15 protein-coding genes and 3 pseudogenes are annotated in these 26,499 nt (G+C 34.9%); 9 read left to right on the top strand and 9 right to left on the bottom strand.

What is annotated here, in order from left to right; genetic code table 11:
* Positions 1-57 precede the first annotated feature (57 nt).
* Positions 58-1,803 carry a DnaA ATPase domain-containing protein gene (locus QQL36_RS03720; protein ID WP_321568960.1) on the bottom strand — a complete coding sequence of 582 codons (1,746 nt, stop codon included), beginning with the start codon at positions 1,801-1,803 and terminating at the stop codon, positions 58-60.
* A complete protein-coding gene (locus tag QQL36_RS03715; RefSeq protein WP_321568959.1) occupies positions 1,793-2,569 on the bottom strand; it encodes a hypothetical protein in 777 nt (258 codons plus the stop codon). The genes QQL36_RS03720 and QQL36_RS03715 overlap by 11 nt, the downstream gene beginning before the upstream one ends.
* A 269-nt stretch (positions 2,570-2,838) precedes the next feature.
* Here QQL36_RS03715 and QQL36_RS03710 point away from each other — a divergent pair, with 269 nt between their 5' ends.
* Positions 2,839-5,412 carry a TonB-dependent receptor gene (locus QQL36_RS03710; RefSeq protein WP_321568958.1) on the top strand — a complete coding sequence of 858 codons (2,574 nt, stop codon included), beginning with the start codon at positions 2,839-2,841 and terminating at the stop codon, positions 5,410-5,412.
* 66 nt (positions 5,413-5,478) lie between these two features.
* A complete protein-coding gene (locus tag QQL36_RS03705) occupies positions 5,479-6,402 on the top strand; it encodes an alpha/beta hydrolase (RefSeq protein ID WP_321568957.1) in 924 nt (307 codons plus the stop codon).
* Here the strand turns inward: QQL36_RS03705 and QQL36_RS03700 are convergent.
* The gene (locus QQL36_RS03700; protein WP_321568956.1) at positions 6,376-7,437 is read right to left on the bottom strand and encodes an acyltransferase; all 1,062 of its coding nucleotides are present in this window, start codon (positions 7,435-7,437) and stop codon (positions 6,376-6,378) included. The genes QQL36_RS03705 and QQL36_RS03700 overlap by 27 nt on opposite strands.
* Before the next feature lie 582 nt (positions 7,438-8,019).
* Between QQL36_RS03700 and QQL36_RS03695 the strand changes: the two are divergent.
* Positions 8,020-8,313, top strand: a pseudogene (locus QQL36_RS03695) (DDE-type integrase/transposase/recombinase); the annotation flags it as partial.
* 88 nt (positions 8,314-8,401) lie between these two features.
* Here QQL36_RS03695 and QQL36_RS03690 read toward each other — a convergent pair.
* Positions 8,402-9,427 (bottom strand): annotated as a pseudogene (locus QQL36_RS03690) (IS256 family transposase); the annotation flags it as partial.
* A gap of 247 nt (positions 9,428-9,674) precedes the next feature.
* On the opposite strand from QQL36_RS03690, the gene QQL36_RS03685 reads away from it, so the two are divergent.
* A complete protein-coding gene (locus QQL36_RS03685) occupies positions 9,675-10,919 on the top strand; it encodes an IS3 family transposase (protein WP_321566426.1) in 1,245 nt (414 codons plus the stop codon).
* Between the two features lie 48 nt (positions 10,920-10,967).
* Positions 10,968-11,105: pseudogene (locus QQL36_RS03680) on the top strand (IS3 family transposase); the annotation flags it as partial.
* A gap of 268 nt (positions 11,106-11,373) precedes the next feature.
* Here QQL36_RS03680 and QQL36_RS03675 read toward each other — a convergent pair.
* On the bottom strand, positions 11,374-12,327 hold the full coding sequence (locus tag QQL36_RS03675) for an IS3 family transposase (protein WP_321568416.1): 954 nt from the start codon (positions 12,325-12,327) through the stop codon (positions 11,374-11,376).
* The gene (locus QQL36_RS03670) at positions 12,287-12,619 is read right to left on the bottom strand and encodes a transposase (RefSeq protein ID WP_321566443.1); all 333 of its coding nucleotides are present in this window, start codon (positions 12,617-12,619) and stop codon (positions 12,287-12,289) included. The genes QQL36_RS03675 and QQL36_RS03670 overlap by 41 nt, the downstream gene beginning before the upstream one ends.
* Before the next feature lie 328 nt (positions 12,620-12,947).
* Here QQL36_RS03670 and QQL36_RS03665 point away from each other — a divergent pair, with 328 nt between their 5' ends.
* The 3 genes from QQL36_RS03665 to QQL36_RS03655 all read left to right on the top strand — a co-directional run bounded on the left by QQL36_RS03665 (position 12,948) and on the right by QQL36_RS03655 (position 21,504).
* Positions 12,948-16,298 carry a SusC/RagA family TonB-linked outer membrane protein gene (locus tag QQL36_RS03665; RefSeq protein WP_321568955.1) on the top strand — a complete coding sequence of 1,117 codons (3,351 nt, stop codon included), beginning with the start codon at positions 12,948-12,950 and terminating at the stop codon, positions 16,296-16,298.
* Between the two features lie 41 nt (positions 16,299-16,339).
* On the top strand, positions 16,340-17,818 hold the full coding sequence (locus QQL36_RS03660) for a RagB/SusD family nutrient uptake outer membrane protein (RefSeq protein WP_321568954.1): 1,479 nt from the start codon (positions 16,340-16,342) through the stop codon (positions 17,816-17,818).
* Positions 17,819-18,816: 998 nt separating this feature from the next.
* Positions 18,817-21,504, top strand: a complete 2,688-nt coding sequence (locus tag QQL36_RS03655) for an alpha/beta hydrolase family protein (RefSeq protein ID WP_321568953.1) — start codon at positions 18,817-18,819, stop codon at positions 21,502-21,504.
* An 856-nt stretch (positions 21,505-22,360) separates the two neighbouring features.
* On the opposite strand, the gene QQL36_RS03650 is transcribed toward QQL36_RS03655, so the two are convergent.
* From QQL36_RS03650 to ltrA, 3 genes are all read right to left on the bottom strand, one after another.
* Positions 22,361-23,452, bottom strand: coding sequence for an IS110 family transposase (locus tag QQL36_RS03650; protein WP_321568952.1), 1,092 nt, complete (start codon positions 23,450-23,452; stop codon positions 22,361-22,363).
* A gap of 166 nt (positions 23,453-23,618) precedes the next feature.
* Positions 23,619-23,825, bottom strand: a complete 207-nt coding sequence (locus QQL36_RS35560) for a transposase domain-containing protein (protein ID WP_415751064.1) — start codon at positions 23,823-23,825, stop codon at positions 23,619-23,621.
* Between the two features lie 111 nt (positions 23,826-23,936).
* The gene (ltrA, locus tag QQL36_RS03645) at positions 23,937-25,637 is read right to left on the bottom strand and encodes a group II intron reverse transcriptase/maturase (RefSeq protein ID WP_321568451.1); all 1,701 of its coding nucleotides are present in this window, start codon (positions 25,635-25,637) and stop codon (positions 23,937-23,939) included.
* 693 nt (positions 25,638-26,330) lie between these two features.
* Between ltrA and QQL36_RS03640 the strand changes: the two genes are divergently transcribed.
* Positions 26,331-26,477 (top strand): transposase domain-containing protein, encoded by a 147-nt coding sequence (locus QQL36_RS03640; RefSeq protein WP_415751052.1) that lies wholly within the window; start codon positions 26,331-26,333, stop codon positions 26,475-26,477.
* Positions 26,478-26,499: the final 22 nt, after the last annotated feature.

The raw sequence follows: 26,499 nt of genomic DNA, 5'->3' as shown, positions 1-26,499 counted from the left end.
ATCTATTGATAAAAAAATAGGGAGTAGTTAATGCGGAGTTAATGATATAAGATTTTATTATAAGTGGTTGGAGGTAATAGGATCTTTATATGGTTTCGTTTTGTTGGGAGATAGTTGCCACCCATTGTCAATCATGAATTTAAAGATATTGGTAATTAGTTTTTTAAAATTGGGATTTAGAAAGAAAACCTGTGTGAGTGTATGGTAAGAGTAATCCTTGATCCAGGATCTGGATAAAACTTCTCTATTAGGTATTAATAATTCGGAAAGGTACATACATATAAAAGTGGCGTTCGCATATTCAAGGGAAATATTTTCCATTCCTTTAATATCATTATTTTGGGTAAAATATAATTGGATAAGGTCATATAGCAGACTTAGGTTATTTTGATTTCTGTGTTTTAGATAATTCGAGCATAAGGTTAAGAGATCATTTTCACATCGATTCCTCTCTATTAGCAGGTGTATGTAAACATTTAATTTGTCGATGTATTCTAGACTAGGGGGAAGAAGATATGATAAGTTTTTAATAAAGTCGTCCGAAAAAGTAAGATTGTTCTTAGATAATTTATTCGAAAGTAAATCAATTTTGTCCTGAATGCCAGGCAATGAAATGCTTACCGATTTGACGTTTGTATTCAACTCGACACATATGCGGTGCGAAATGTTGTCATTTTCCTGCTTAATCTGATACCCTAAAATGAACTTTTTCCCCAGTTTAATATAAGAAGAGATGATATCAATAAATGATTCAGCTAGCTTACTTCTTTGCTGAAAGATAAATTGTGCGTCATCAATTATTACTATGTCATTGTTACGACAATGCATTTGAAATAAATCAATCGGTTCCTGAAGAATTTCTTCTACATAGAAAAAATTAGAGGGGATGGTGTAAAGCAATGTTTGTGGGTAGATATTAGGGTTTCTGTATTCCTTTGCTAATGCATGCAATAAATGTGTTTTCCCTGAACCATTTGGACCAAGTAGCACAAATACTCTTTCTCCATTCACTTCAGTTCTGCTTACAAAGTGGGACAATAGGTTGTAAATTTCCAAATTGTATTTGCAAGTGAAGTAGTTTTGGAATGTCATGCCAGGAATCATTTCTCTTTTTTGACTGAAGAAATGTTTTAAGTGAGGAGACTCATTCAGCTTTACTGGTCTAACATCATATAATGAGATACCGGAATCTTTTTCACTATGGATGATAATGTTAAATTTATCTCCATATTTATTTAGCATTGAGGCGTGTATATCCGGGAAAAATTGATTACGGAGAATGTCTTTTAATTGAGGGTTCTTAGAATATAAATATAAATTTGGGGTAGCATAATAATAGGGCATGAAATTTTTTTCAAATAGGTTTTTAAAAACACGACTTTGTGAAGCAATAATATTTAGACACTGTCGCCAGACGGATTCTGCCAGATTGCGACTATCATTATCATCCTTAAATTCATCGATAAATCTTTGTACCTGGTTATAACAATCATCGTTAAAATGAACTTCAGTAATTAGTTGCCGTGCGAGTACTTTCCCTTCGGCAAAAAAAATCTGACTCTCCTTTTTGAAGCCAAAAACACAATTTTGTCCACTCCTTCTGGTTAGTTTTTCTTTCGGCCATTGTTGAATAAGATGTGTCTGAGAGGGAGGCAAAGCCAGAAAGGAGGTTATGACGTGGTTATCATATGAGTTTTGCATATAGTAATTATCCCCTGACTTAAAGACAGGGGATAAAAATCCGATACTATTGGGTAAATATTCAATGAACCCATATAACTCATATTCGATATCAATTGTCATTGAAATATTGTTTTTTTTGTAAGAATTTTTTGATTTCTTCTAAATAGAAAACATAGTACATATTAAAAGGCAAGCCATAATTAGGGATGCTAATTACAGCTGCAGCGGTGTCACTAACAAAGGTTTTTATAATTGAGTTAGTGGCCAGCATTTCTGGTAGAATAATTGCTTCTACTGTTTCTTTTGTAAGTAAAAGAGGGTAGTTAACTTGGATTTCGACACTCATTTTACGGTCATCGGCCTGGCTTAAACATTTATTGGTAATTAAGGCATGATAAGCCTCGATTGGGGTTTGAATGAGGTCATACTTGATCTGTTGAATAGCCGATCCCTGGTAATACCCCATATTATTATCAAAGAAGAATTGTACCACCTTCTCAATAGCTGGTAGGTGAGGAGTAATCATAAAATCCTCTAATCGCATTTTTCGATGCATCTGTTCTTTATATAGCTTAAAACCGCCGGAGTCAAATGGATACGCCCTAATTATACTATGGATGGCCTGGGGCTTTAAGATAATTACCACAGGCATTAAAGCTGTTTGTCTACTTGTAAATGGTTGGTCTACTTTATACCCCGGTTTTCCATAACTGAGATATAATAGATTCTCTTTAAATACCGGACAAGGTTGCGGGCGAAGTTGCTTGCTCGTTAAAATATGAGATAACGTGGCAACATCCATGGTATGAAATAGAGGTAGTCTGAGGGAGGCTCTCAATAATGGATGGGTAATAAGCTCATCAAAAAATGAGTTGAATCGATGCATGGTGAAATTTTAATTGTTTCCAGGTAAAAAAATAAATTCCAATATTAATAAGATAGGTGTATTGTTAAATTGATATAATGGGGTTTTTATAACATACAGAAGTGGCTGATTAACGAGCGTTTAACAATTTTCTTTGGTATTTTAATTTTGTTGTATGTTTTATTTTTTTAAATAGTAAATATATTCGTTTGCTCCTATGACTTCCCTTCTTCTAATCAATTACCTTCAGAAGCGAAGTATATCCATTGTCTACGTCTGTTTACCCAATTATGAAAATCTTCTTATTATTATCCTCATTGTTTGTTTCTTTCTGCTTATACGGACAATCTGATTATATAGTTACGGGTACGGTTAGGGATTCTACTGGTCAGGTAGTGATTGGAGCTAATGTATGGTTAATGACGGCAAATGATACGCTTAGAGGTATGAGTAATAAGAATGGATCTTTTAGGATTACAGGGATAAAGAGCCAGGCTTTTAAATTGCGGGTTACATCCTTGGGATATGAGGTATGGGAAAAGACTTCTTTACCAGGGGGTAGTTTGGATTTTCAGATTGTTTTGAAAACAGGTATGAAAATGTTGAGAGAATTTGTGGTAAAAGGGATTGTACAGCCAGTTACTTATAAGAAGGATACAGTTGAGTATGATACTAAAGGATTTATATTTTCTGAGCATGATATGGTAGAAGACCTAATGAAAAGGCTACCTGGATTGGAAGTTAATAGTGATGGGACGATTAGTATGATGGGGCAGAAGGTGACTAAAATTATGATTAATGGGCAGGAGTTTTTGGTAAATGATATCAAAACATTGACAAGTTTGGTCCCGGCTTATCTTATTAATAAAATACAGTTGATTGATGATCACGGAGATATTAATCGGATGAGAGGAACATCAAGAGGGGAGACGCAAAAAATTATTAATTTGACAACTAGTGAAAGTATTAAAGATATAATAGCTGGAAGACTGTCGTCACAATATGGAGAATATGGTCTATATCGTCTAGCTGCAAGTGCCTTTAGATTTAATGATCAGCAAGAGTATCATATAGCCTTGGCAAATAGTAATATGGGGCAATATACCGGGAAAGCGAATAATTCTGATATTGATATTGGGTTAAGGAAAAAAATTAGTGATAAGGTTTCTTTTAACACCGGGATATATTATAAAAGTGAGAATACAGAGATAATATCAAATAATTCAATAGAAACAATTACTAGTGACGGAACTTTATATAATAATATAAATTCAAATGGAAATAGCCAATCTGAAAATGGAACTTTTAACTCGGAATGGAAAATTAATCCTGATAAGAATAATAAGCTCATAATTCATTTGGATGGGGACCTTGCTAATGGGGAAAATTATAGTGAAATAACAAATATTCAGTCAGGTTTTCAAAGAAAAGACCAATTTTCAATTAATAGTACTAAAAATAAATCCAATTTATTGAAAGGCAATCTGTTTTTTACTCATTTTTTTAAAAAGAATGGTAGAAATTTAGCTTTTTCGTATAGTGGGAATTTTAAAGATAATGGTATAGATCTCGATTCAAAGAATAGATTTCGTTATTACTATAATGCAGATACTACACAATTTCAGGATTCAAGTATACATCAATTGATAAACAGAAATAATGATATCTCAGAAAATAAATTGGAGGTTTCATACATTGAACCTATAGGCGACAAAAAGAATTTTGAGTTAAGGTATAGTTATTTAAACTCATTATTTTATAACGATTATAAGACTAAAATTGAAGAGACAAGTGGAAAGTTAGTACCTATAGATTCTTTAAGCAATAACTTTAATTACATTGTCCGTCAAATGGAGAGTGAGATTACTTATGAATATAAAAGTAATAGGCTAAATTATTGGATTGGTGGAAATATTTCTTCATATAAGTTATTGGGTCCTTCTAAAAAAATAGGATTTTCATTTTTCCCAGTTTTGCAATTTGATTATAAATTTTCGAAGAATTCCTTTGTTAGGATGTTATATAAAGGAGAAAATGCTTTCCCTACTTATAATCAATTATCAAGTGTTCCAGATTATTTAGATTTACAAAATCCTGTTATAGGAAATCCTGACCTTAAGCCGGCTAATAATCATTCCTTAACAATTGAATACAGGGGAAGTAAAAGAAAATGCAGTTTGTTCTCAAATTTTTCTTTTGATGCTACGAAGAATAATATTACGACCAATGTTCTGTTGGTTGAAGATAAATTAGGAACAGTGAAACAAGAGACTCATTTTTTGAATACAAATGAGAAATATTCATTGGGAAATAAAAGCGGATGGAGTGGGCAGGTTGGAGAGAGAAGTAATATTAATTTAGAGGAAGGAATTTTTTATTCTACGAATGATCAATATTATGATTTAACTAAATGGAAGATTACTTCACTTAAGGCTAATATAAGATTGGGATTTGAATTTGTATTGGGGTTCTGGAGTACATCTTCTAATATTACATATTCTTATAATAAGAATGATTTTGGTGTAAATAATGTTGCTATAAATATTCACTCAATAAATTATTATGGATACAACCACTTTAAGATTACTAAAAATATTTCAATGGAGATAACCTATTCGGGACAGAAAAATTATAGTCTTGAAAGTGCATTTAGATATAGTTCTTTGATTGTTGAATCAAGAGCAAGCTTTAGATGGCTAAATAGTAAATTAATTACTTCCTTAAATGTAAATAATTTACTAAATAATAAGGCTAATGCCTCTCAAATTCTTTCTAATAATTTAATTTCTTCTACAAATGTAAAAAATAGAGGGCGTTATGTAATGATTAATATTTTATATGACTTTCGTAGAGTTAATAATTAAGATTCATGATTATTTATATAAGATGTTACTTTTTAAATCAGTTTGCAATTTCCAAATAAAGATTCGATGAGTAAATTAATAGGATTTATTTGTTCTTTTATATTTATAGGAATTTATTCACTAAATGCCCAAATTATTCCATTATTGTATGATATGGTTCCGAATAATCCCAGAGATAAAATGAGTGAGATTATATTAGATAGTTCTCTTTATTCGGATGCATATTTAAACACATCGTATCCATCCTTGCAAATATTTAGTCCTTCGAAGAATAATAATCTTGGAATTGGTATTTTGGTAATCCCAGGAGGAGCATATCAATTTCTCGCTTATAATGAGGAAGGGACAAATATTGCAGCCTGGTTTGCAAATCATGGTATCACTGCATTTGTTTTAAAATATCGTCTACCTAGTAATGCAAGCTCTAATAATATAAGTATAGAATCTTTGCAGGATGCTCAGACCGCTATTAAGGTAATCAGGAGTCAGTGCTTACGATGGGGGATAAAATCGAATGCAATTGGAGTAATTGGATTTTCCGCAGGAGGACATTTAGCCGCTGGAATTTCTACAAAATTTAATATAAGTTATATTACAAACCCTAAAAATGTGAGTTTAAAACCCAACTTTCAAATATTAGTTTATCCAGTGATAAGTATGAAAGATAGTTTAACGCATTTTGGATCAAGGAATAATTTATTAGGAAGGAATCCATCACAACTTGTTATAGATTCTTTTTCAAACGAAAATTATGTAGATATTAATACACCACCAGCATATATTATACATGCTGAAGATGATAGTTTGGTTACAGTTAATAATAGTTTGGTTTTTTATCAGGCGCTCCTTAAAAATAAGGTATCTGCGGAAATTCATTTGTATTCAAAAGGAGATCATGGTTTTGTTTTAAGAATGAAGCAAGATGATTGGCTACTACCAATACAGAATTGGATTGTACAATTACTAAGCCAAGTTAAATGTAATCAATAACTTTCGTTCAATCCAGAAATAAAAAAAAATTCCTATTACTAATGATAGACATAAATGTAAGAGTATCGATAAATCAGGAATAATATAAAAACCATATCTTTTATAATAGACAGCAATCAAGTAAAATACAGGGATATGAATTAAATAAATGGAAAAAGAAGCGTTACCAAGTAGGAGACCTAAATTATTATTCCATAGTTTTGTTAATTTATCATGTCTTTCTAAGTAAATACTGCCCATTACGATAAAACCACTTGGGATACCCCATAATAATGTTCTTTTTAAACCTTTATTATCAATTATAATGCTATTCAATTCCGAAATTTCACCATAACCTAAGCGGATATTTAGCATATATCCAATCAATCCTATAAGAAGGAGAAAATAACTTAAAGAGGCATTAACCTTGAAAGTATTATATAAGTTAAAAACCAAAATACCTATTGTGAATTCTAATAATATTGGATTTAGGAAAAAAATCATTCTAGTATCATGTCCTGCAAAAAAAATACCTAATGTGGTTATTATTATAAAGACAATAATCAGACATAAAGATTTCTTTTTAATTCCAAATGATATTGTAATGAAGAAAATTAAATAAAACCACCATTCAAAACTCAAGGTCCATCCAACAGATAGAATAGGCTCTAAACTTTCTTTTCCATCCCATATAGGAAATAAAAATATTGTGTCGAAAATTTCATTTAATAGAACATCATTTGATATCCTTGTAAAGGAAAGAAAGATAATTATTTGAATTAAAGAGGCAATATAATAAGGCGGATTTATTCTAAGGAATCTTTTTCTTAGAAAAAGACAACCTTTTTCAATCCCATTGTATTCTGATGCTATATAACTTATTATGAAACCAGAGATAACAAAGAATAAATCGGCACCTATAGCACCAAAATTTTCGAGATAATAAAAATTCTGTTGAAAGGAAATTGAATGATCTTCCTGTAGATCTATTGAATGTGCGTATACAACTAATGATACAGCTACTCCACGTAAAAATTGGATACTTTTTAACTTCATGAGAACCTTTAATATATGGTAATTTACATTATCATACTGAAAGAGAAATTCAGTTAAACCGATAAGTGTGTATTTCGGGGGAAAAAAAATTGAGGTGGGTCAACATGTTCCAGAATCTACACTAATCGAATGCGCAAAAGATTAAATCCCACATGCCCTTACTAATTATTGTCTTAGTTTGACGGACACTATATTAAGATATGAAAATTTTAATTTAGTAATTATGTCAAAGAGAAAGACTTACAGTAAGGGGTTCAACGAAGAAGCTCTTCGTTTAGCAGCCAAATATGGTATAACCTAAGTTGTTCAGGATTTTGGAGTACACCCTTACATGCTTTATGTATGGAAAAGGCAGCAGGATCATCAGGCGAAAAAAAGCATTTCTGGGTCAGGGTACCCCAACTGATCAGGAAATGGTCAGATTACAAAAGGAAAATGCGAGGCTAAAAGAGGCGGTCGAGGTACTTATAAAAAGCAGCCGGTATCTTTCTATACCGCTCCGGGAGAGATACTTTGTGATAAAAAAGATGTCGGAGCAATTTAGTACAAGGACTTTGTGCCGGGTTTTAGGTTGTAGTATTAATCACTTATATCCGAACTAGTGAGGGATGGCTTTATCTAGCAATTGTAATAGATCTATTTTCAAGGAAAGTGGTTGGTCTATGGATACCAGAATGAAAACAGATCTTGTTCTGGCTACATTACGTATGGCGATCCGAATAAGAAAACCAGCTCCTGGACTAATTCATCATTCTGATAGAGGAGTTCAATATGCTAGTTATAAATATCAGATTAAAATTACCAAAGCCAAAATGGATATATGATATGAGTAGAAAAGGTAATTGCTGGGATAATAGTGTGGCTGAAAATTTCTTTTGGGACTATTTCAATAAGTGTGTAAATATTAAATTCGAGGTTATATTATAATTTATATTCTTACTCTATCACCAAAGATAGTCAAGAACTAATTAAGGATCATGCCCCAGTTTCTAATGGGCATGGTCCATTTTTTTGATGCTTCTCTAAGCGCCAGGTATACAGACTTCAATACTGCATCATCTGTTAGGAACGAGAGCTTATTTTGGGTGTATTTTCTGATCTTGCCGTTGAGATTTTCGATGAGATTAGTAGTGTAAATGAATTGCCTGATCTCAATCGGAAAATCAAAGAATACAGTTAATTCGTCCCAATTGTCCCGCCAGCTCTTTACTGCATACGCATATTTGCCGGTCCATTTTTCATCAAGTGCTTCTAAACCGGCCAATGCAGCTTGTTTGGTAGGAGCTCCATAGATATCTTTCAGATCTGTTATGAAGTCTTTTTTGTCCTTCCAGACCATATAGCGGCAGCTGTTGCGGATTTGATGAACCACACAGATCTGGGTAGAGAACTGTGGGAAAACAGAACAAATGGTTTGGGCAAAGCCATTCAGATTGTCAGTAGCGGTGATCAGTATGTCTTCTAAGCCACGGGCTCTCATATCCGTCAGTACTGTCATCCAGTATGCTGCAGATTCATTTTTACCTAACCACATTCCCAATACTTCTTTCAGACCATCACGACGAAGTCCTACAGCTATGTGAACCGTTTTATTGATCACTTTGCTGTTTTCACGTACCTTAAAAACTATTCCATCCATCCAGACGATTAGATAGACAGCCTCTAATAGACGGTTTTGCCTGGCAACGATATCCTCGGCTACTTTAGCTGTTATCCGGCTAATAGTCGGTCCGGAGACTTCAAAATTGTACACATCCTTTATCTGATCTTCAATATCACTTACACTCATCCCTTTTGCATAAAGAGATACAATTACCTCTTCCTGGCCTTCAACCATATTCTCGCGTTTGGGAACGATTATCGGGTTAAAACTGGCATCACGGTCGCGAGGAACACGTATCTCTGATTCTCCATAACTCGTTTTGATCTTCTTTTTGCCAAAACCGTTACGGGAGTTGTCTTTTTGAGTCTGCTCATACTTATCATTGCCCCAATGGCTATCTAACTATCCTTCTAGCATCTTCTCTATCCCACGCTTCTGAATCTGGGCAAGAAAATCATTCAATTCCTTACCTGTCTTGAACTGCTTTAGAAAGTCATCTGTAATGAAGTCTTCTGGTTTCATGTTTGCTGTGTATATTTAAAATTAAAAAATCGAGGCGATAAAACCTCGATTTATAATACTCCCCAAAAATCGGACAGTAAGTTTAAGTGGAAAAACATCTTAAATTTACGATATGAACAAGGGAAGAAGAAAGTTCAATGCAGCATTTAAAGCGAAGGTAGCAGTAGAAGCCTTAAAAGAACAACTCACACTTGCAGAGCTGGCTGAGAAGTATGATTTACATCCCACTCAGATAACGGAGTGGAAGAAACAGCTGTTATCAGGCTCTGAACAGGTATTTGATCAGGGTAAGAAAGCTGATTCTGAAGCAACAGATCACCAGGAAGAAAAGGATGAACTATATAAGCAAATCGGTCAACTCAAGGTAGAGAATGACTGGTTGAAAAAAAATCTGAACAGGTCTATGGGAAGAACTGGAAGGATGGCTATAGTAAGCAAGGATGATACGGAGCTTAGCATTGTACGTCAATGTCAATTGCTTGAAGTATCCCGTAGCAGTCATTATCATGAGCCTAAAGGAGAGAGCAAACAAAATCTGGAGCTGATGGCTCAGATTGATCGTCTCCACCTTGAACATCCTTATTTCGGGGCTGTTCGGATGGCCAAACATTTGAGTACAGATGATCTGGTTGTCAATGTGAAGCGGATTAGGCGCCTGATGCGAAAAATGGATATTTCGGCCATATATCCGGTTCCCAATACGAGCGAGGCATATAAATACCACCAAAAGTATCCATACCTGCTAAAGGGGCTTAATATTGACAGGAACAACCAGGTTTGGAGCATGGATATCACTTACATTCCGATGGCGAAAGGTTTTATGTATCTGTGTGCGATTATAGACTGGCATAGCCGGTATTTGCTATCCTGGACGCTAAGTAATACCATGACTGTTGATTTCTGCCTGGAAGCCCTTCAAAAGGCCGTTTCCATCTATGGCACTCCTGAGATCCTAAACACAGATCAGGGAAGCCAGTTTACCAGTGAGGAATTCACCTCAGCGGTATTAAATGCTGAGATCAAATTCAGCATGGACGGTGTTGGAAGAGCTACAGATAATATTTGTATTGAAAGGTTTTGGCGTAGCATCAAATACGAGAACATCTATCTCAATGCTTACGACAGCACGCTGGAATTATACAAAGGAATTCACAGGTATGTGGAATTCTATAATTGGGAACGAAAACATCAAAGCCTTGGATATGTTACTCCTGCTGATGTTTATGGCGCTGCTGATAAGTTATCCACATATTCACAGCAATTCACAAAGAGAAAAAAAGTAACAAAAAAAGAGAAAGTTTATAATAGTAGTAATAGATTTGATTCTTTAATTAATAACCCACCTATTGCTGTCTAATAAATGGGGAGTATCTAAATTTAGTTATACACAGTTTTTGAAATAGTGTCTTTCTTTTCATCTTTAAAACGTGAATTGATCTATCCATCAGGTACACTTACTAGCATCAAAGAAGCTCGTAGCATCATTTTTAGCAATATAGAAGGATTTTATAACAGAAATAGAAAACACTCCTACCTAGGGTAAGTCTCACCGGATGAATTTGAATTAGATAGCAAAAATATATTTTTGAGAAAAGCAGTTTAATTAGGTGTCTGTATTTCTAGGTCAAGACCATACATCTGCCGATTTATAATCTTCATTTATTAATTTAACCCTCAATCTGTCCGTTGTTTCAAGGAAGAGAGCCTGAATTTTTTACCGCTGTTATGTCGGATAGTAAACCCTTTGTGAAGGCTTTAGCTCTTTAAGATTGCTACCAGATATTTCATCTATCTTAGATACTCCCCATTTATTAGACAGCAATAGGTGGGTTATTAATTAAAGAATCAAATCTATTACTACTATTATAAACTTTCTCTTTTTTTGTTACTTTTTTTCTCTTTGTGAATTGCTGTGAATATGTGGATAACTTATCAGCAGCGCCATAAACATCAGCAGGAGTAACATATCCAAGGCTTTGATGTTTTCGTTCCCAATTATAGAATTCCACATACCTGTGAATTCCTTTGTATAATTCCAGCGTGCTGTCGTAAGCATTGAGATAGATGTTCTCGTATTTGATGCTACGCCAAAACCTTTCAATACAAATATTATCTGTAGCTCTTCCAACACCGTCCATGCTGAATTTGATCTCAGCATTTAATACCGCTGAGGTGAATTCCTCACTGGTAAACTGGCTTCCCTGATCTGTGTTTAGGATCTCAGGAGTGCCATAGATGGAAACGGCCTTTTGAAGGGCTTCCAGGCAGAAATCAACAGTCATGGTATTACTTAGCGTCCAGGATAGCAAATACCGGCTATGCCAGTCTATAATCGCACACAGATACATAAAACCTTTCGCCATCGGAATGTAAGTGATATCCATGCTCCAAACCTGGTTGTTCCTGTCAATATTAAGCCCCTTTAGCAGGTATGGATACTTTTGGTGGTATTTATATGCCTCGCTCGTATTGGGAACCGGATATATGGCCGAAATATCCATTTTTCGCATCAGGCGCCTAATCCGCTTCACATTGACAACCAGATCATCTGTACTCAAATGTTTGGCCATCCGAACAGCCCCGAAATAAGGATGTTCAAGGTGGAGACGATCAATCTGAGCCATCAGCTCCAGATTTTGTTTGCTCTCTCCTTTAGGCTCATGATAATGACTGCTACGGGATACTTCAAGCAATTGACATTGACGTACAATGCTAAGCTCCGTATCATCCTTGCTTACTATAGCCATCCTTCCAGTTCTTCCCATAGACCTGTTCAGATTTTTTTTTCAACCAGTCATTCTCTACCTTGAGTTGACCGATTTGCTTATATAGTTCATCCTTTTCTTCCTGGTGATCTGTTGCTTCAGAATCAGCTTTCTTACCCTGATCAAATACCTGTTCAGAGCCTGATAACAGCTGTTTCTTCCACTCCGTTATCTGAGTGGGATGTAAATCATACTTCTCAGCCAGCTCTGCAAGTGTGAGTTGTTCTTTTAAGGCTTCTACTGCTACCTTCGCTTTAAATGCTGCATTGAACTTTCTTCTTCCCTTGTTCATATCGTAAATTTAAGATGTTTTTCCACTTAAACTTACTGTCCGATTTTTGGGGAGTATTATAATCCAACCTTGCAATCCTTATCCCTTTTTATTTTCTAATAACTTACGAAACCGTTTTACATAGAGTGATGCTTACAGATTTCAAAACTAGAGCACAACCAGATTCAAGTTAATGGAATGTTAAATAGATATGCATTTGGATCAATGAAAGGTTAACAGATGTTATGGAATGTTATGTTTATCTTTTAAATGCAACTTAAATAAGATTTTCTTTTTAGGCATCATATTGACATTTAACTCCTCTTTTATACCTAGTAAACTAACCTTTATGATTAAAGCTGTAATTACTATTGCAAATCGTTATTCAAAGATTATTATAGTCTTAATAATATCATTCATTTCCTCTAATGCTTTAGCTATTGTTCAAACTCAAAAATTAATTAGTATTTCAGTTAATAAAGTACCAATTAATAAAGTATTTTATGAAATAAAGAAGCTGACTGGATTTATAGTTACTTATAGTAATGATCAACTAGATAAAAATAAATTGGTTTCTATTAGTGGTTCAGGTTTTACAATAGAGATGTTAATGAATGGTTTGCTTGATAATAAGGAATATAGTTGGGAAATAAGAGAACGATCGATAGTAATAAAAAAAAATAAACACACACCAACGGATGAAATCTCCTTAACTAATACTGTAGATTCTTCTATCATACTTTCAGGAAAAGTAATTGATGAAAAAGGGAATCCAATACCAGGAGCAACTATTTCAATAAGAGGTAGGCCAATAGGTACTGTTACAGCAGATAATGGAACATTTATATTGAAAGGGGTACCGCTAAGAACTAAAGTAGTAATTAGTAGCATGGGATTTGTTACTTTTGAATCAGATGTAGCTGTTGCTTTACAAGAGAGGTCCTTTGTTTTGAAGGGAAATGTAAATATACTAGATGAGGCAGTAATTTCAGCTTATACTACTACTAATCAACGTTTTTTGCCTGGAACTATTACTACAATAGGTTCCGATAAGATCGCGAGAAAGCCAATTACTAACTTACTAATGGCTTTACAGGGAGAGGTTCCAGGTCTTGTCATTAATCAAAATAGTGGGGTTGCCAATTCGGGGATAACCGTTCAAATACGAGGTCAAAATAGCTTCTCTAAAGGTATGGATCCATTGTATGTGATTGATGGAGTACCATATGCGTCTCAGCTATTACCTTCTACTAATACTACAATGGGAACTTCTGGTAATTTAATAATAAATCCTAATGCTCAATCAGGTAGTCCTTTAAGCTTTATTAACCCTAATGATATTGAAAGTATAAGTATTTTGAGAGATGCTGATGCAACTTCCATTTATGGCTCACGTGCTGCAGCAGGTGCTATTTTGATAACAACGAAGAAAGGAAAGATAGGCCCTCTAAAGTTAAATTTTAACCTGCAAACAGGGATAGGTAGGGTTGGTGAAAAATTAAGCCTATTGAATGCAAAAGAATATCTGCAAATGCGTCATGAGGCTAAGTTAAATGACGGAAGACCAATTTTGCCAACAGATTATGATTTAAATGGAACATGGGATACGACAAGGAGTACTAACTGGCAAAAAGAGTTACTTGGGGGTACTGCAACATTTAATGATATTCAAGGAGCTGCATCTGGCGGTTCAGAAAAATTTCAATATTTAGTTGGCGTTGGTTATCATAAGGAAACAACAGTGTATCCTACTAACTTAGGAGATCAAAGGGGGGCAATTCATTTAAATTTAAATAACCTTTCTGCAAATCGAAAATTTCAGATGCAATTGTCTGGATCCTATATGGTAGATGATAATCGTTTGCCGCTAATCAACTTAGCAACAGCGGCTCTTTATCTGTCGCCAGTTGCACCTCCCTTGTATAACAAAGATGGAACATTGAATTGGGCTCTTAAGTCTGATAGTACCTCTTCTTGGAGAAATCCTTTAAATTATACTCAATCCCAAGCTGATGTTAGTACAAAAAACCTCATAAGTAGTTTTATGATGAATTATGAGATATTTTCCGGTTTGATAGTGAAAGCTAATTTAGGATATACTAGTATGCAAATAAATGAATATCAAACTTACCCTTTAACTATCAACGCCCCTGAGGTGAGGAAGTATTCTATTAGATCAGCTAATTATTCTTATGGTAGTACATCTTCATGGATTATAGAACCTCAAATAAATTACAAACTTAATGTAGGCAAAGAAAATCTTGAATTTTTAGTAGGTTCAACTTTGCAACAAAAGGCTGATCGGCAAGTTAAATTATATGGTTCGGGTTATTCGACGGATTTGCTTTTGTTAGATCCTTTGTCTGCAGCAACTTTAACAGCAACTTCAACAGTCGATTCTCGATATAAGTATAATGCTTTATTTGGCATAATTAATTACAGATTGAAGGATAAATATATAGTTAATTTAGCAGCTAGAAGAGATGGTTCATCACGGTTTGGACCAGAAAATCTATTTCATAATTTTTGGAGTGTAGCAGGAGCTTGGATATTTTCATCAGAACCTTTTATTCATCGAAATCTACAATTCTTGTCTTTTGGTAAACTAAAAGCAAGCTATGGAACTACCGGAAATGATCAAATAGGAGACTATCAATATGTTAACAGTTATATACCTAATAATGTACCTATTGCTTATCAAGGGGTTGTTGGGTTAATGCCTGCTGGGATACCTAATCCATACTTACAATGGGAGGAAACTCGGAAAATGCAATTTGGAGTTGATCTAGGATTTATTAAAGATAATAATGTTCTTTTAAGTATTAATTACTATCGCCATCGCTCCTCCAATCAACTTTTGGCTTATAAATTACCTTGGATTTCTGGTAATAATTCTTATCCACGTAATTTACCTGCTACTATTCAAAATAGTGGTTTGGAAATTAGTCTAAACTCAATAAATATTAGAAAACATGCATTTAGTTGGTCAACTAATTTAAATATAACATTTGCGAGGAATAAACTTATTTCGTTCCCTGGTTTGTCAAGTTCAACCTATGCATCAAGTTATATAGTTGGGAAACCGATGAGTGGAATTAGATTATATAAATTTTTAAGAGTTAATACTGAAACTGGATATTATGAATTTGAAGACTCAAAAGGAGGCGCAACATCTTCTCCCTCTTATTCAACAGATAGAACTGTAATGGTAGATTTGACTCCCACGTTTTATGGTGGTATTACCAATCAAATCTCATGGAAAGGATTTGAGTTAGATGTTTTACTCCAGTTTACAAAGGTTGTGGTATCAAGTGGCTATCCAGGATTTAATACTGGCCCTGGTTATTTTTCAACTAATACGGGAAATCAACCTAAATATGTGATGGGAAGATGGCGTATTTCGAATGATGTATCTCAAATTCAAAAATTTTCCTCTATTCGTACTAATTCTTTCGCTGCAACTTCTCTAAGTACTATGAATTACACTGACGCATGGGTGTTAAGGTTTAAAAACATTTCGGCTTCATGGAAAATGCCTGAGTCGTGGATTAGGAAATTGCAAATTGAAAGTTGTAGGTTGACATTAAATTGTTCGAATCTTGCTACTATCACCAATTATAAAGGATTAGACCCGGAAAGTGGAAACGCAATATTGCCACCTCTTCGTATTGTAATGGGAGGTATAAATGTAACTCTTTAAATTGAAAAAATTAATTGAATAATAAGTTGAAGATTAATTTTATGAATAAAACGCATAACTCTTCGAATAATTTCCCATTATTGGATAAAGATAGAAATATCATTTTCGCTCTTTTATTCTTTTGCTCGATGCTACAAACTGGTTGTAGTAGGCTAATCTCAATTGATCCTCCCAATAATAGTCTTAATGGGACAAACGTATATAGTATTGATGAGACTGCTATTGCTGCAGTAACGAACATTTATTCAACTATAAGTAAAGATAATCATAATGCTTTTAGTGGATCTGGAGGTTTGACTAGTATATCTCTTTACGCCGGTTTATCAGCTGACGAATTAACACTTTTTAATACAAGTAATGTATTCTTAAATAATTTTTATGCAAATTCATTAACAGCAGACTATGATATTCTTTTATGGAATTATGATTATGGAATAATTTTTAATGCAAACTCAGCGATTGAAGGTTTAACCAATAAAAATACTTTGACATCAGAGGTTCAAAATCAATTGTTAGGTGAAGCTAAATTAATTCGAGCTTTTTGTTATTTTTATTTAGTTAATCTTTACGGAGAGGTTCCGTTGGTATTATCTACTAATCCAATAATTAATTCAACCTTAAGCAAATCTAGTGTTGATTTAATTTACTCTCAAATAATAGATGACCTTATCTCTGCAGAGAACCTTTTAAGTGAAAATTTTTTATCAGGTAACTTAATTGGAGGTACCAGTGAACGTGTAAGGCCCACGAAATGGGCTGCTGCGGCCTTGTTAGCGAGAGTTTATCTATATAATTCTGATTTTACGAATTCTGAAAAGCAAGCTAGTATCGTAATTGGGAATCAATCGTTGTTTAAACTAGATTCACTTGATTTTACATTTCTTAAAAATAGTAATGAGTCAATTTGGCAGTTGCAGGTAGTTGATAATACAAGTGCTAACACTGGTGATGGAAAAGTATTTGTCTTACCTGATAGTGGACCTAATACAGATAATTATCCTGTTGTTTTAAGTCGTCATATATATGATAATTTTGAAATTGGAGACTTGCGTAGAAAAAAATGGATAGATAGTGTTGTAACTGACAATGGTACGTATTTTTTCCCTTATAAATACAAATCTGGAGCATTGGCTTCTGATAATAATCCTACAGAATATATTATGATACTTAGGTTGGCGGAGCAATATTTAATTAGAGCGGAAGCTAGAATTCAACAGGGGAAATTACAAGAAGGGGTAGCTGATATAAATGTAATTAGACATAGGGCTGGGCTTGAAGATATCCCTTTAACAACAAAAGATTCTCTAAATATAGCGGTGCTTCAAGAGCGAAGAGTTGAGCTGTTTTCGGAATGGGGACATCGTTGGCTTGATTTGAAGCGTACGAAGTTAATAGATAATGTGATGAAAGATATATCAGTAGAGAAGGGGGGAACCTGGAATACTAATTGGCAATTGTACCCAATAGCAAACACGGAGCTGAATGCTAACTCAAACCTAACCCAAAATGAGGGATATTGAGTGTCCGGATTGCAATAGATATCTTGATATGCCCTAATTTGACATATACTAAATTAAGATTTTTCTATCTTAATTTAGTATATGTCAAAGTGAAAAAATACAGTAAAGAGTTTAAGGAAGAATCCATTCAGCAGAAGGGACTATGTAGGGTACAGAAAGGACAGATTGTGTGACGATTGAAAGTGGCCATGATCTGCCAGTTGCTGGAAATGTGTTCATTCGAGATTTTTAAGCGGAAAACCCAATCAGAATTTGGCCTCGGATATAACCTACATCCGTAATAATGAGGGTAGCTTTTTCTAGCGATAATGGTAGACCTTTTCTCATAGGATATAGTTGGATGGTCTAGGAAACAAGAATGAAAATCAATTTCGTTTTTGTGCCCTTAAAGATGTAAATCAACTTACGAAAATTCCAATCGGGACTAATGCAGCATTTAGACTGGGAGTTCAGTATGCTAACCATAAGTATCAAAATGAATTTGTACATTTCAAAATGATATATAGTATTAGTAGAAAAGGTAACTGCTAGGATAATTCTGTTGCCGAAAGTCTGTTCTCTACTTTAAAGCGAGATTAGATCTACCTTATTAACAATGCTCGAAGTGCCATTTTAAGTTACATTGAAGGATTTTATAACAGGAGTCACAAATACTCATATCTTGGCTATGTTTCTTCATATGAATTTGAGTTAAATGGGCCAAATGGAATATTGAAAAATTTAGCTTAACCGAGTGTTCATTTTTTTAGGTCAAGAATAGTGTGTATTATTTAGGTTATGATTCTACCACTTAATTTTAATCACTATTTTTTAGATTCGGAATTATTACTGGGGGATCTAAAATTATATCAGATACTACTATAGTTAATAAATAATAGGTTTTATACTTTTTTCAAGAAGTTATTGGGTAGGGTCTTTCGGAGATATTTGCTCTACTGATGTTTTATTTCAGGCTGATACTTTAACATTGAGTTATTCTGTTTTTATAATATTTTATCATGAAGAAGAAAAACATATTATTAATATTTTTTTCATTATTAGTTTTCACTAAGGCCTATAATCAGCATTTGCTTCCATTAATTGATACTAGTTCAGTTCGTGGTTGGCCAACAATCGTTTACGGTTCTTGTATTGTAAGTAACGATGGATTATATGTAGGATATATTATTAACGATGCCATGTTAGCCATGAGCAATAAGTCTAGATTAATTTATAAACGAATTGACAATAAATGGGAACTTCATATTGATAGTCTTGTTGGGTTTCCAATGTTTACAGATGATAATCGCTATGGTATTTGTTTAGTTCAAGGAGATCAGTTGTTTATTCAGGAATTAGGAAATAATAGACGTGAAATCATACAAAATGTAGCCGAATTTACTCTTAAAGGAAAAGGACAGCAACAGTATTTGTTACTAAGAAAAAAGGACTCATTAAATACTCTTTCTATTATTAACCTATCAAAAAAATCAATACAGAGTTATGCGTATGTCAAACAGTTTATTTCTTCTAGTCAGGGAAATGTCATTTCCTTTATAGAGGAAAATGGTAATAATTATTGTATTAAAGTTTTGCAACTAGGTGAAGAACGGCAATTAGAAATATGGAGAGGTAAAAATATGCCTTCTCATTTGATAATCGATTCGGAGGGTAAACATGTGAGCTTCTTTAATAATTCTTCAATTTGGTTATGGGATGATAATTCTAAAGAAAGTGCTAAGAAGATTGAACTTTCGAAATCGTATGATACAATGAATTTGACAATAGATGGCCCACAATCTTTCAGCCCAAAATGTAAATTTTTATTTATTAATATAAAAGGGCCTTCAATTAAAGGACAAGAATCAAGAGCTAATGCAGTTCAGATATTTAGTTATCAGGATGCTTCCTTCAATCTTGAAGCAACTCCTACCGTAGCAGTCTATTCTTTTGCTTATGATCTGAAAATGGGAACACTCATTCGTTTAACCGATAATCATTATGAAAGAGTTCGTTCGTTATCAATTGATGAAAATAATATTTTTATTTCAAATATAGAGGGGCATCCTTCTGAGTATTACTGGAACTATAAGAGCTGGGATAGAGGCCATTTATTATGTATATCAGATCGCAAAAAGTTTACAGTAGATTCTCGGATTGGTAATATTGAGATGTCACCTACTGGTGAATACTTAGTAAACCAACAAGATTGGGGAGGAGATTTGTATAGTATTAATACCACTACGCGATCCAGTATTAATATCACAAAGGACTTATCAATTCCATTAGTTGATGATAAGGTGGAACAGCCTTCACATCAGAATAGCAGAGGACTAGAATTTTATAATTGGTGTAGTGGTAATAATTACATTATTGTTTATGATCGTTATGACGTTTGGCAAATTGATCTGAGCGGTAAGACTGCTGCTGTTAATCTAACAAATGGATATGGTAGGAAAAATCACATTGTTTTTAGGTTTTATCAACAGTCTTCGAATGAAAAATTACAACCAAAGTATGGTCAGTCGCTTGTTATAACTGCGTTTAATGAAGAAACGAAGGATAATGGATTCTTTCGGATAAAAGTTGGTAGTAAACGGAATCCGCAATTATTAACGATGGGGAAATATGTGTATTGTGCACCAAGCCAAAATGTTTACTATAGTATGCCGATTAAGGCGAAGGATAAGGAAATTTGGGTAGTCAGTAGAATGAGTACTCGTGAATCTTCTAATTATTTTTGGACATCAAATTTTAAAGATTTTCATCAAATTAGTCATATCCATCCAGAAAAAAATTACCAATGGCATACTGCAGATCTAATTAATTTTGAAACAAGAGATGGCATTAAAACGCAAGCCATTTTATATAAACCAGATAATTTTGATTCTACCAAAAAATATCCTGTATTATTTAGTTACTACGAACAAGAAAGTGCTAAGCTTAATGCCTTTATCTTACCCGCAGTTAGTGATTATTATTATTATAATTTCCCAATGATGTTAAGTCACGGTTATTTAATCTGCCGAACTGATATCCATTTTAAACCTGGTGAGTTATCTCGGAGCATAGTCAATGCTGTAGAAGGGGCTGGTTCTTACTTAGCAAAACTTCCATATGTTGATAGTACGCATTATGGATTATGTGGTGGCAGCTTTGGTGGATATGTTACAAATTGCCTAGCAACTTTCAGTAATAAATTTGCTGCAGCAGTACCTATTTCAGCTCCTTCGGATCTGATAAGCGGATATGGTAATGTGCCAGGTCTTCGAGATGAGGAATTTGAAAATCGGCAATTTAGGATGGGGGTAAGCTTATCAACAGACCCGGAGAGATATTTACATAATTCACCTGTAGCATATGCGAAAAATGTAACGACGCCGATTTTAATAGTAACTACTTTAAAGGATTACAATGTTAATGTACAGCAAGGGATAGAATGGTTTATCTCTCTCCGTAGAGAGGGGAAGCCTGTGTGGATGTTGAGATATCAGCAAGAGGGGCATGGTATATCAAATTTGAATAATATTTATGATTTATACACAAGAATGACCCAGTTTTTTGATCATTATTTAAAAGGCGCCCCAGCACCGCTATGGATGACGAAAGGTATACCAGGAAATAAAACTATTATTGATTCAGGTTTTGAATATGATAAAGAAGTAAATACTCCAGGAGCTAGTAGTCTACTACCTCTCAAAAATTAGATACTTGTGACCTTTGAAGTTGTTTAATCATATTAATACTATTAGCTGATTTGAACTTTTTCTTTTGAATACTGGGTAGACTTAATTGTTGTCTGAATCTAATAATATGAGAATAGATTTGCAATAAAAAAAATAGATAAATAATTAAGCTGCTAGATTATAGCCCTTCCGACTCATAATTTGCCTCACAGACGTGTTTTTAAGCAAATTGTAGATTCTGGACCATGTTGACCCACCTCATTTTTTTATGTTGGTTCATCGTATTCCTCCGGGAAGTTTAAAAACATTTTAATCTCGCCATGCTAACTTTGCATTAAGCCATTGTGTTTATAGAGGATTTTTTGTTTTGGCCCAATTATGAGGAAGAAGAGTTTTGATCTGGTTGATAGGCATTTCATATATATCTTGGCTAAGCACATCCTTCAGCCATTCATATGGATTAACGTATGCCTACTATGATGTAATATTGTTCGCGGAGATCCAAAATAAATTTGGCTCTTGTAAATACTGGGCATAATATTTCCATGTACCATCAAAACAATATATAAGCATCCTACGATAAACAGTCTGTGCAACATTTTGAGCGTTGCATGCTGCAAGGTTCATTTAAGCCTATAAAATGAGTGTTTGTAACCTCCGGGAAGAACAGACATCTTTAATTAAAGTGCTGCAGGCATACGTAACGATGAACACTCATAAAAACTTATAATTATTTGGATAGTTCTGTTATTTTTATATTGTCTTGGCCAAACGGAGTAGGGCTCTGCTGGCGAGCAACCTTACAAGGGATAGCCAGATCGAAGGAGATAGTAGAAGCCAGAGATCTAAATTTCTGGCTTTTGTTCTATCTTCTGAGTTAATGCCTTAAAAACGCATTATTACTTGGTTCAATAATTCCATTACAATATGCTTCGTTATTTTTCCATATATGTCTAACTCTTGCCAAAAGATGCTTTGCTATTCGGATAATTGCTTTATTTCCATTCATTCTTTTTTTGTATTCGTTATATTTCATAAGCATTGCAGGATCCTTTCTTAGGAGAGCCCAACTACATTCGATAATAGTATCCTTTAGAAATTTATTCCCGCGATTCGATATTCCTCGCACTATCATTCTATCGTTACTGCTATATATATCTGGCACAAGACCTGTATAATCACAGAGGCTATCAAAAGTTTTAAAGCGATACATATCCATTATTTCCGTTTGTATAACCATACCACTGATTAATCCAATCCCATCAATAGTCTGGAGTTGTTGTTGTAGTTTTAAAAATGGCTCCTGCTGTGAGAGTTTTCTAATAGAAAGTGTTATATCCTTGACTATTATCCTTAACTGCCTATATTGCTCAATTGTAAAATGTAATGTTTGTTTTAGCACAATAGATCCACATTCCAGCATTTGAAGCTGCTTGATGTATTTTTCTGTTATTCTTTCCCCTATAATGCTATCTGCAAGCCCATGGCAAAGCAACAAATGTTTAATTCGGTTCATTGCCCTGCTTTGATCTCTAACTAAATGATGTCGTTTTCTAACTAAAGCACGAGCATGCTCCATCAGTTCATTTGGTACATATATGCCTTTCAGATTATTGTTGGCTAATTCAATGCTCAGTTTACGTGCATCCCGTTTATCATTCTTTCTTTTTCTATCCTTATCAGTAGCCGGAATATCAGAGGCATTAACAACCTGGCAATTTATCCCGAGATCTGTAAAGGACCTTTGTATTCCAAATCCACAAAAGCCAGCTTCATAAACAACTTTCAAATGAGCACCTGGATAGTTCTTCTCAAAATATTTCTTCAGTAAGAATACATCAGGATTTTGACTAAATTTTGAAATTTCTATATTATTCATCCAGGCATTGATCTTCCAATTTGTCTTATGTACATCTATCCCACAATAGATAATTTCATTATCAAACCGAAGTTGATTATTTTTACCCATGGTTCTTGATTTTAATGTGATTAAGAATATTTGCTACTTCAAATTTCACTTATTTTCAAGAACCAGTTTCTTTTTTCGCAATTACATACATAAAACCTCCGGGAAGTTTAAGACTGAATACAATTTTTCATACTAGCTTTGCTTAAGGCCTTTTATTTGCTGAACATTATTGTTCTTTCCAGTTATATGGTAGCAAGTTTTTGATCTGATTGATAGGCATTTCATTAATGTCCCGGCTTAGAACATCCTTCAGCCAGTTATATGGATTGATGTTGTTTAGTTTGCAGGTGACTAATAAAGAATAGAGTAATCCTGCTCGTTGCGCAGCATCATGGGAACCACAAAAGAGATAGTTTTTGCGACCTAAGTTAATCGGGTAGCTAAGAGCATTGCTGCTCTTTTGCCCCCTAAGAACCGGATATGATAGTTTCCCATCATCCGGCTCAAGCCTGTTTTAAGCCATCTTTTTTGTTGGTGGCCGGTTTCACATATGCAATGTTTTCGTTTGCCACTTTTCATAACACTTTTTGTGAATGACATTCATATTCTCTGATTTGTATTCTCCACCTTTAGAGGCTTTCCTTCTCAGACTTATACACCAGTTTTGATTAACCTTTAATTCTTCCAAACAGCAGGGGCATTTACCTTTTTGAAAGTTACCAATGTGCTTTTCGATGTTTAATCTTTGGCTGTTGTACTTCCATTTCTCAGATGTTCGCATTTCAAAATATTCATCGTACTTTATGTCAAAAGGGTGTGCTGATTTAAGGATCTTAACATGTCTACGAATAGATGTGTAAGACATCAAAAAGAGAGGTACTTCTTGTAGTATTCCATTCTTTTGTAAATCATTGCCGCTGAACCTGTGGTTTACCCCTTTAATACGTTTATAGTATTTCGATAGTATCCACTTTACGCTCTTATTTGAATGACGGCGTTTGGCCCATCGAAGACTCAAGTGCCAAATTTCATTGTCAATTCTGGAAAAGGTCTTTTTTGATACAACACCTCGATGGAAGTTGGCCCATCCTCTGATTTTGGGATTTAGTTTTTGGATGAGTTGGGCTTGTGTGGTGCTCCGCGCCAGATGGAATAATTCCCTGATATTTTCGAGAAAGGAATGAATATTCTTCTCCGAGGGTTTAATCAGGAGTTTGAGCTTTCCCCGAGAGGGGTATTTGCGCACGTTTTGTCCGAGGAAGTCAAAGCCTTCTGTTATATGGGTGACTTTGGTCTTTTCTTCTGATAGTTCCAGTCCCCTTTCTTTCAAAAAGGCTGTAATAGCCGGTTTGACCTCCTTTTCCAGTGTTTCTTTAGAATGTCCTGTTACGATGAAGTCGTCTGCATATCTGATGAAGGTGATGCCCTTGTGTTGCTTAAAGTTGTTTGCTAACATTTGCGCGATCCCGTCCAGTGTCATGTTACACATGACGGGCGAAACCATCCCACCCTGGGGAATACCATCTAGTGAAGGAAATAGCTTGCCGGTTTCGATAAATCCAGCTTTTAACCATTTGTTCATAATCACTTTGTCTAGGCAAATATTGTTGTCCATCCATTCGTGACTGATATGGTCGAAGCATCCCTTTATGTCACCCTCCAGTATCCATGTAGGAGACCCCCTTCTTGCCAATGTAATAAAAGATTGGGCTATAGCATCAGCGCAGCTTCTTTGGGGACGAAAGCCATAACTGTTCAGATCTGCGGTGACTTCGGATACTGGTATCAGAGCCAACGTGTATAGTGCTTGCTGGCACCTGTCAGTAATGGTAGGAATTCCTAACGGCCTGAGCTTTTTCATATTGCCGGCTTTTGGAATATAGATGCGTCTGAGCGGTGAAGGTTGGTATCCCCTACGCTTCATGTTCTTTGCTAATGTTAGCTTTTCTTCTGGTGTTTTGATAATGATGCCATCCACTCCTGGTGTTTTACTCCCTTTGTTTTGCATAACATTCCTTACTGCCAGCAATTTGGCAGAAAAGGAATGTGTAAGGAGCCATTGGAGGGTTTTAACCTTCCTGAACTTCTTTAACTGTGTAGCCTTCGCAATCCTCAACTGAAGCTTCTTGACGATTGTGCGGTGGTAACTCCATTTGATGGAATCCCAATTTTCCGCAGACCTGAGGACCGCATTCGCAGACTTTTTATTTACCAGTTTTGCCGGCTTTTTATTGGTTGCAATCATTTGCTTGCCTTCCTGATTTGAAGTTCTTCTGTTTTAATTACGATAAACAGACCTTAGGCACGTTAGCCGGTTTTCACCGTAGGATTATGTTTCAACCCTTATGGCAACCATTACAGCCACCCCTTCGCTTTTTGCCCATTCTTACTCCCACTTCCCAACAGTTCCCTTTACAGGAAACCTGCCCTATTCACAGGGCGGTACATGGGGTTCCCCTGTTGCCACTTTTGGACACGGATGGGTTAGCGTCGAACTTTTCACCGAACATGTTGGTTGTCCACGTAAACTGATTTACAAGCAGTTTAACCCATGTCGTTGCCTTTTGGCTGAAGCTTTTCAAACTCTTAAGCTTCTTGTAAATTACGATGATTCAAGTGTTCGTTCAATTACTTTACGCATACCACCCAACCTAGCCCTACACCGATTGAGTTTATCGGTTCTTTCAAGTTCCTCACGGACTTCAAAAGCCAGTCACAAGACTGCTCGGTACATTGTCCCGGGGGCTTCCTACCCCTCAGTTACCTAAGACGCAGGCCCCGGTAGGTTACTACCCGTGGAAGGGTAGGTTTAACTTATGGTTTCCCATAAAAACAATCCAAAAGTGACCTTTGCAGGTCGCACTGTAAAGCTTTACATAAAGTCGGGCGGAAAAATCATCTGTTTGCCGGATCCCATGAAGCCGCACGCAGATCAGCTATGCTATATAGCTTATTAGGAACCTGTAAAATGCACGGCGTTAATCCCTATGCATGGTTAAATGATGTCTTATCCCGCATCGCAGAACATCCTGTAAACAAAATCAAAGAACTTCTTCCACATAACTGGATAATGCAGCAAAAGTAACCCTACTCACTTCTATAAAAAA

Origin of the sequence: Chitinophaga sp. LS1 (genome assembly GCF_034274695.1) — a bacterium.
Lineage (GTDB): Bacteria > Bacteroidota > Bacteroidia > Chitinophagales > Chitinophagaceae > Chitinophaga.
This window is presented reverse-complemented; position numbering and strand designations above follow the sequence as displayed.

Coding starts and splice junctions, on each gene's coding strand:
- ltrA (WP_321568451.1), bottom strand. CDS start 25,637: ATGATTGCAACCAATAAAAAGCCGGCAAAACTGGTAAATAAAAAGTCT.
- QQL36_RS03650 (WP_321568952.1), bottom strand. CDS start 23,452: ATGGGTAAAAATAATCAACTTCGGTTTGATAATGAAATTATCTATTGT.
- QQL36_RS03720 (WP_321568960.1), bottom strand. CDS start 1,803: ATGACAATTGATATCGAATATGAGTTATATGGGTTCATTGAATATTTA.
- QQL36_RS03670 (WP_321566443.1), bottom strand. CDS start 12,619: ATGAACAAGGGAAGAAGAAAGTTCAATGCAGCATTTAAAGCGAAGGTA.
- QQL36_RS03675 (WP_321568416.1), bottom strand. CDS start 12,327: ATGGGAAGAACTGGAAGGATGGCTATAGTAAGCAAGGATGATACGGAG.
- QQL36_RS03710 (WP_321568958.1), top strand. CDS start 2,839: ATGAAAATCTTCTTATTATTATCCTCATTGTTTGTTTCTTTCTGCTTA.
- QQL36_RS03640 (WP_415751052.1), top strand. CDS start 26,331: ATGCTATATAGCTTATTAGGAACCTGTAAAATGCACGGCGTTAATCCC.
- QQL36_RS03655 (WP_321568953.1), top strand. CDS start 18,817: ATGAAGAAGAAAAACATATTATTAATATTTTTTTCATTATTAGTTTTC.
- QQL36_RS03665 (WP_321568955.1), top strand. CDS start 12,948: ATGATTAAAGCTGTAATTACTATTGCAAATCGTTATTCAAAGATTATT.
- QQL36_RS03705 (WP_321568957.1), top strand. CDS start 5,479: ATGAGTAAATTAATAGGATTTATTTGTTCTTTTATATTTATAGGAATT.
- QQL36_RS03700 (WP_321568956.1), bottom strand. CDS start 7,437: ATGAAGTTAAAAAGTATCCAATTTTTACGTGGAGTAGCTGTATCATTA.
- QQL36_RS03660 (WP_321568954.1), top strand. CDS start 16,340: ATGAATAAAACGCATAACTCTTCGAATAATTTCCCATTATTGGATAAA.
- QQL36_RS03715 (WP_321568959.1), bottom strand. CDS start 2,569: ATGCATCGATTCAACTCATTTTTTGATGAGCTTATTACCCATCCATTA.
- QQL36_RS03685 (WP_321566426.1), top strand. CDS start 9,675: ATGAACAAGGGAAGAAGAAAGTTCAATGCAGCATTTAAAGCGAAGGTA.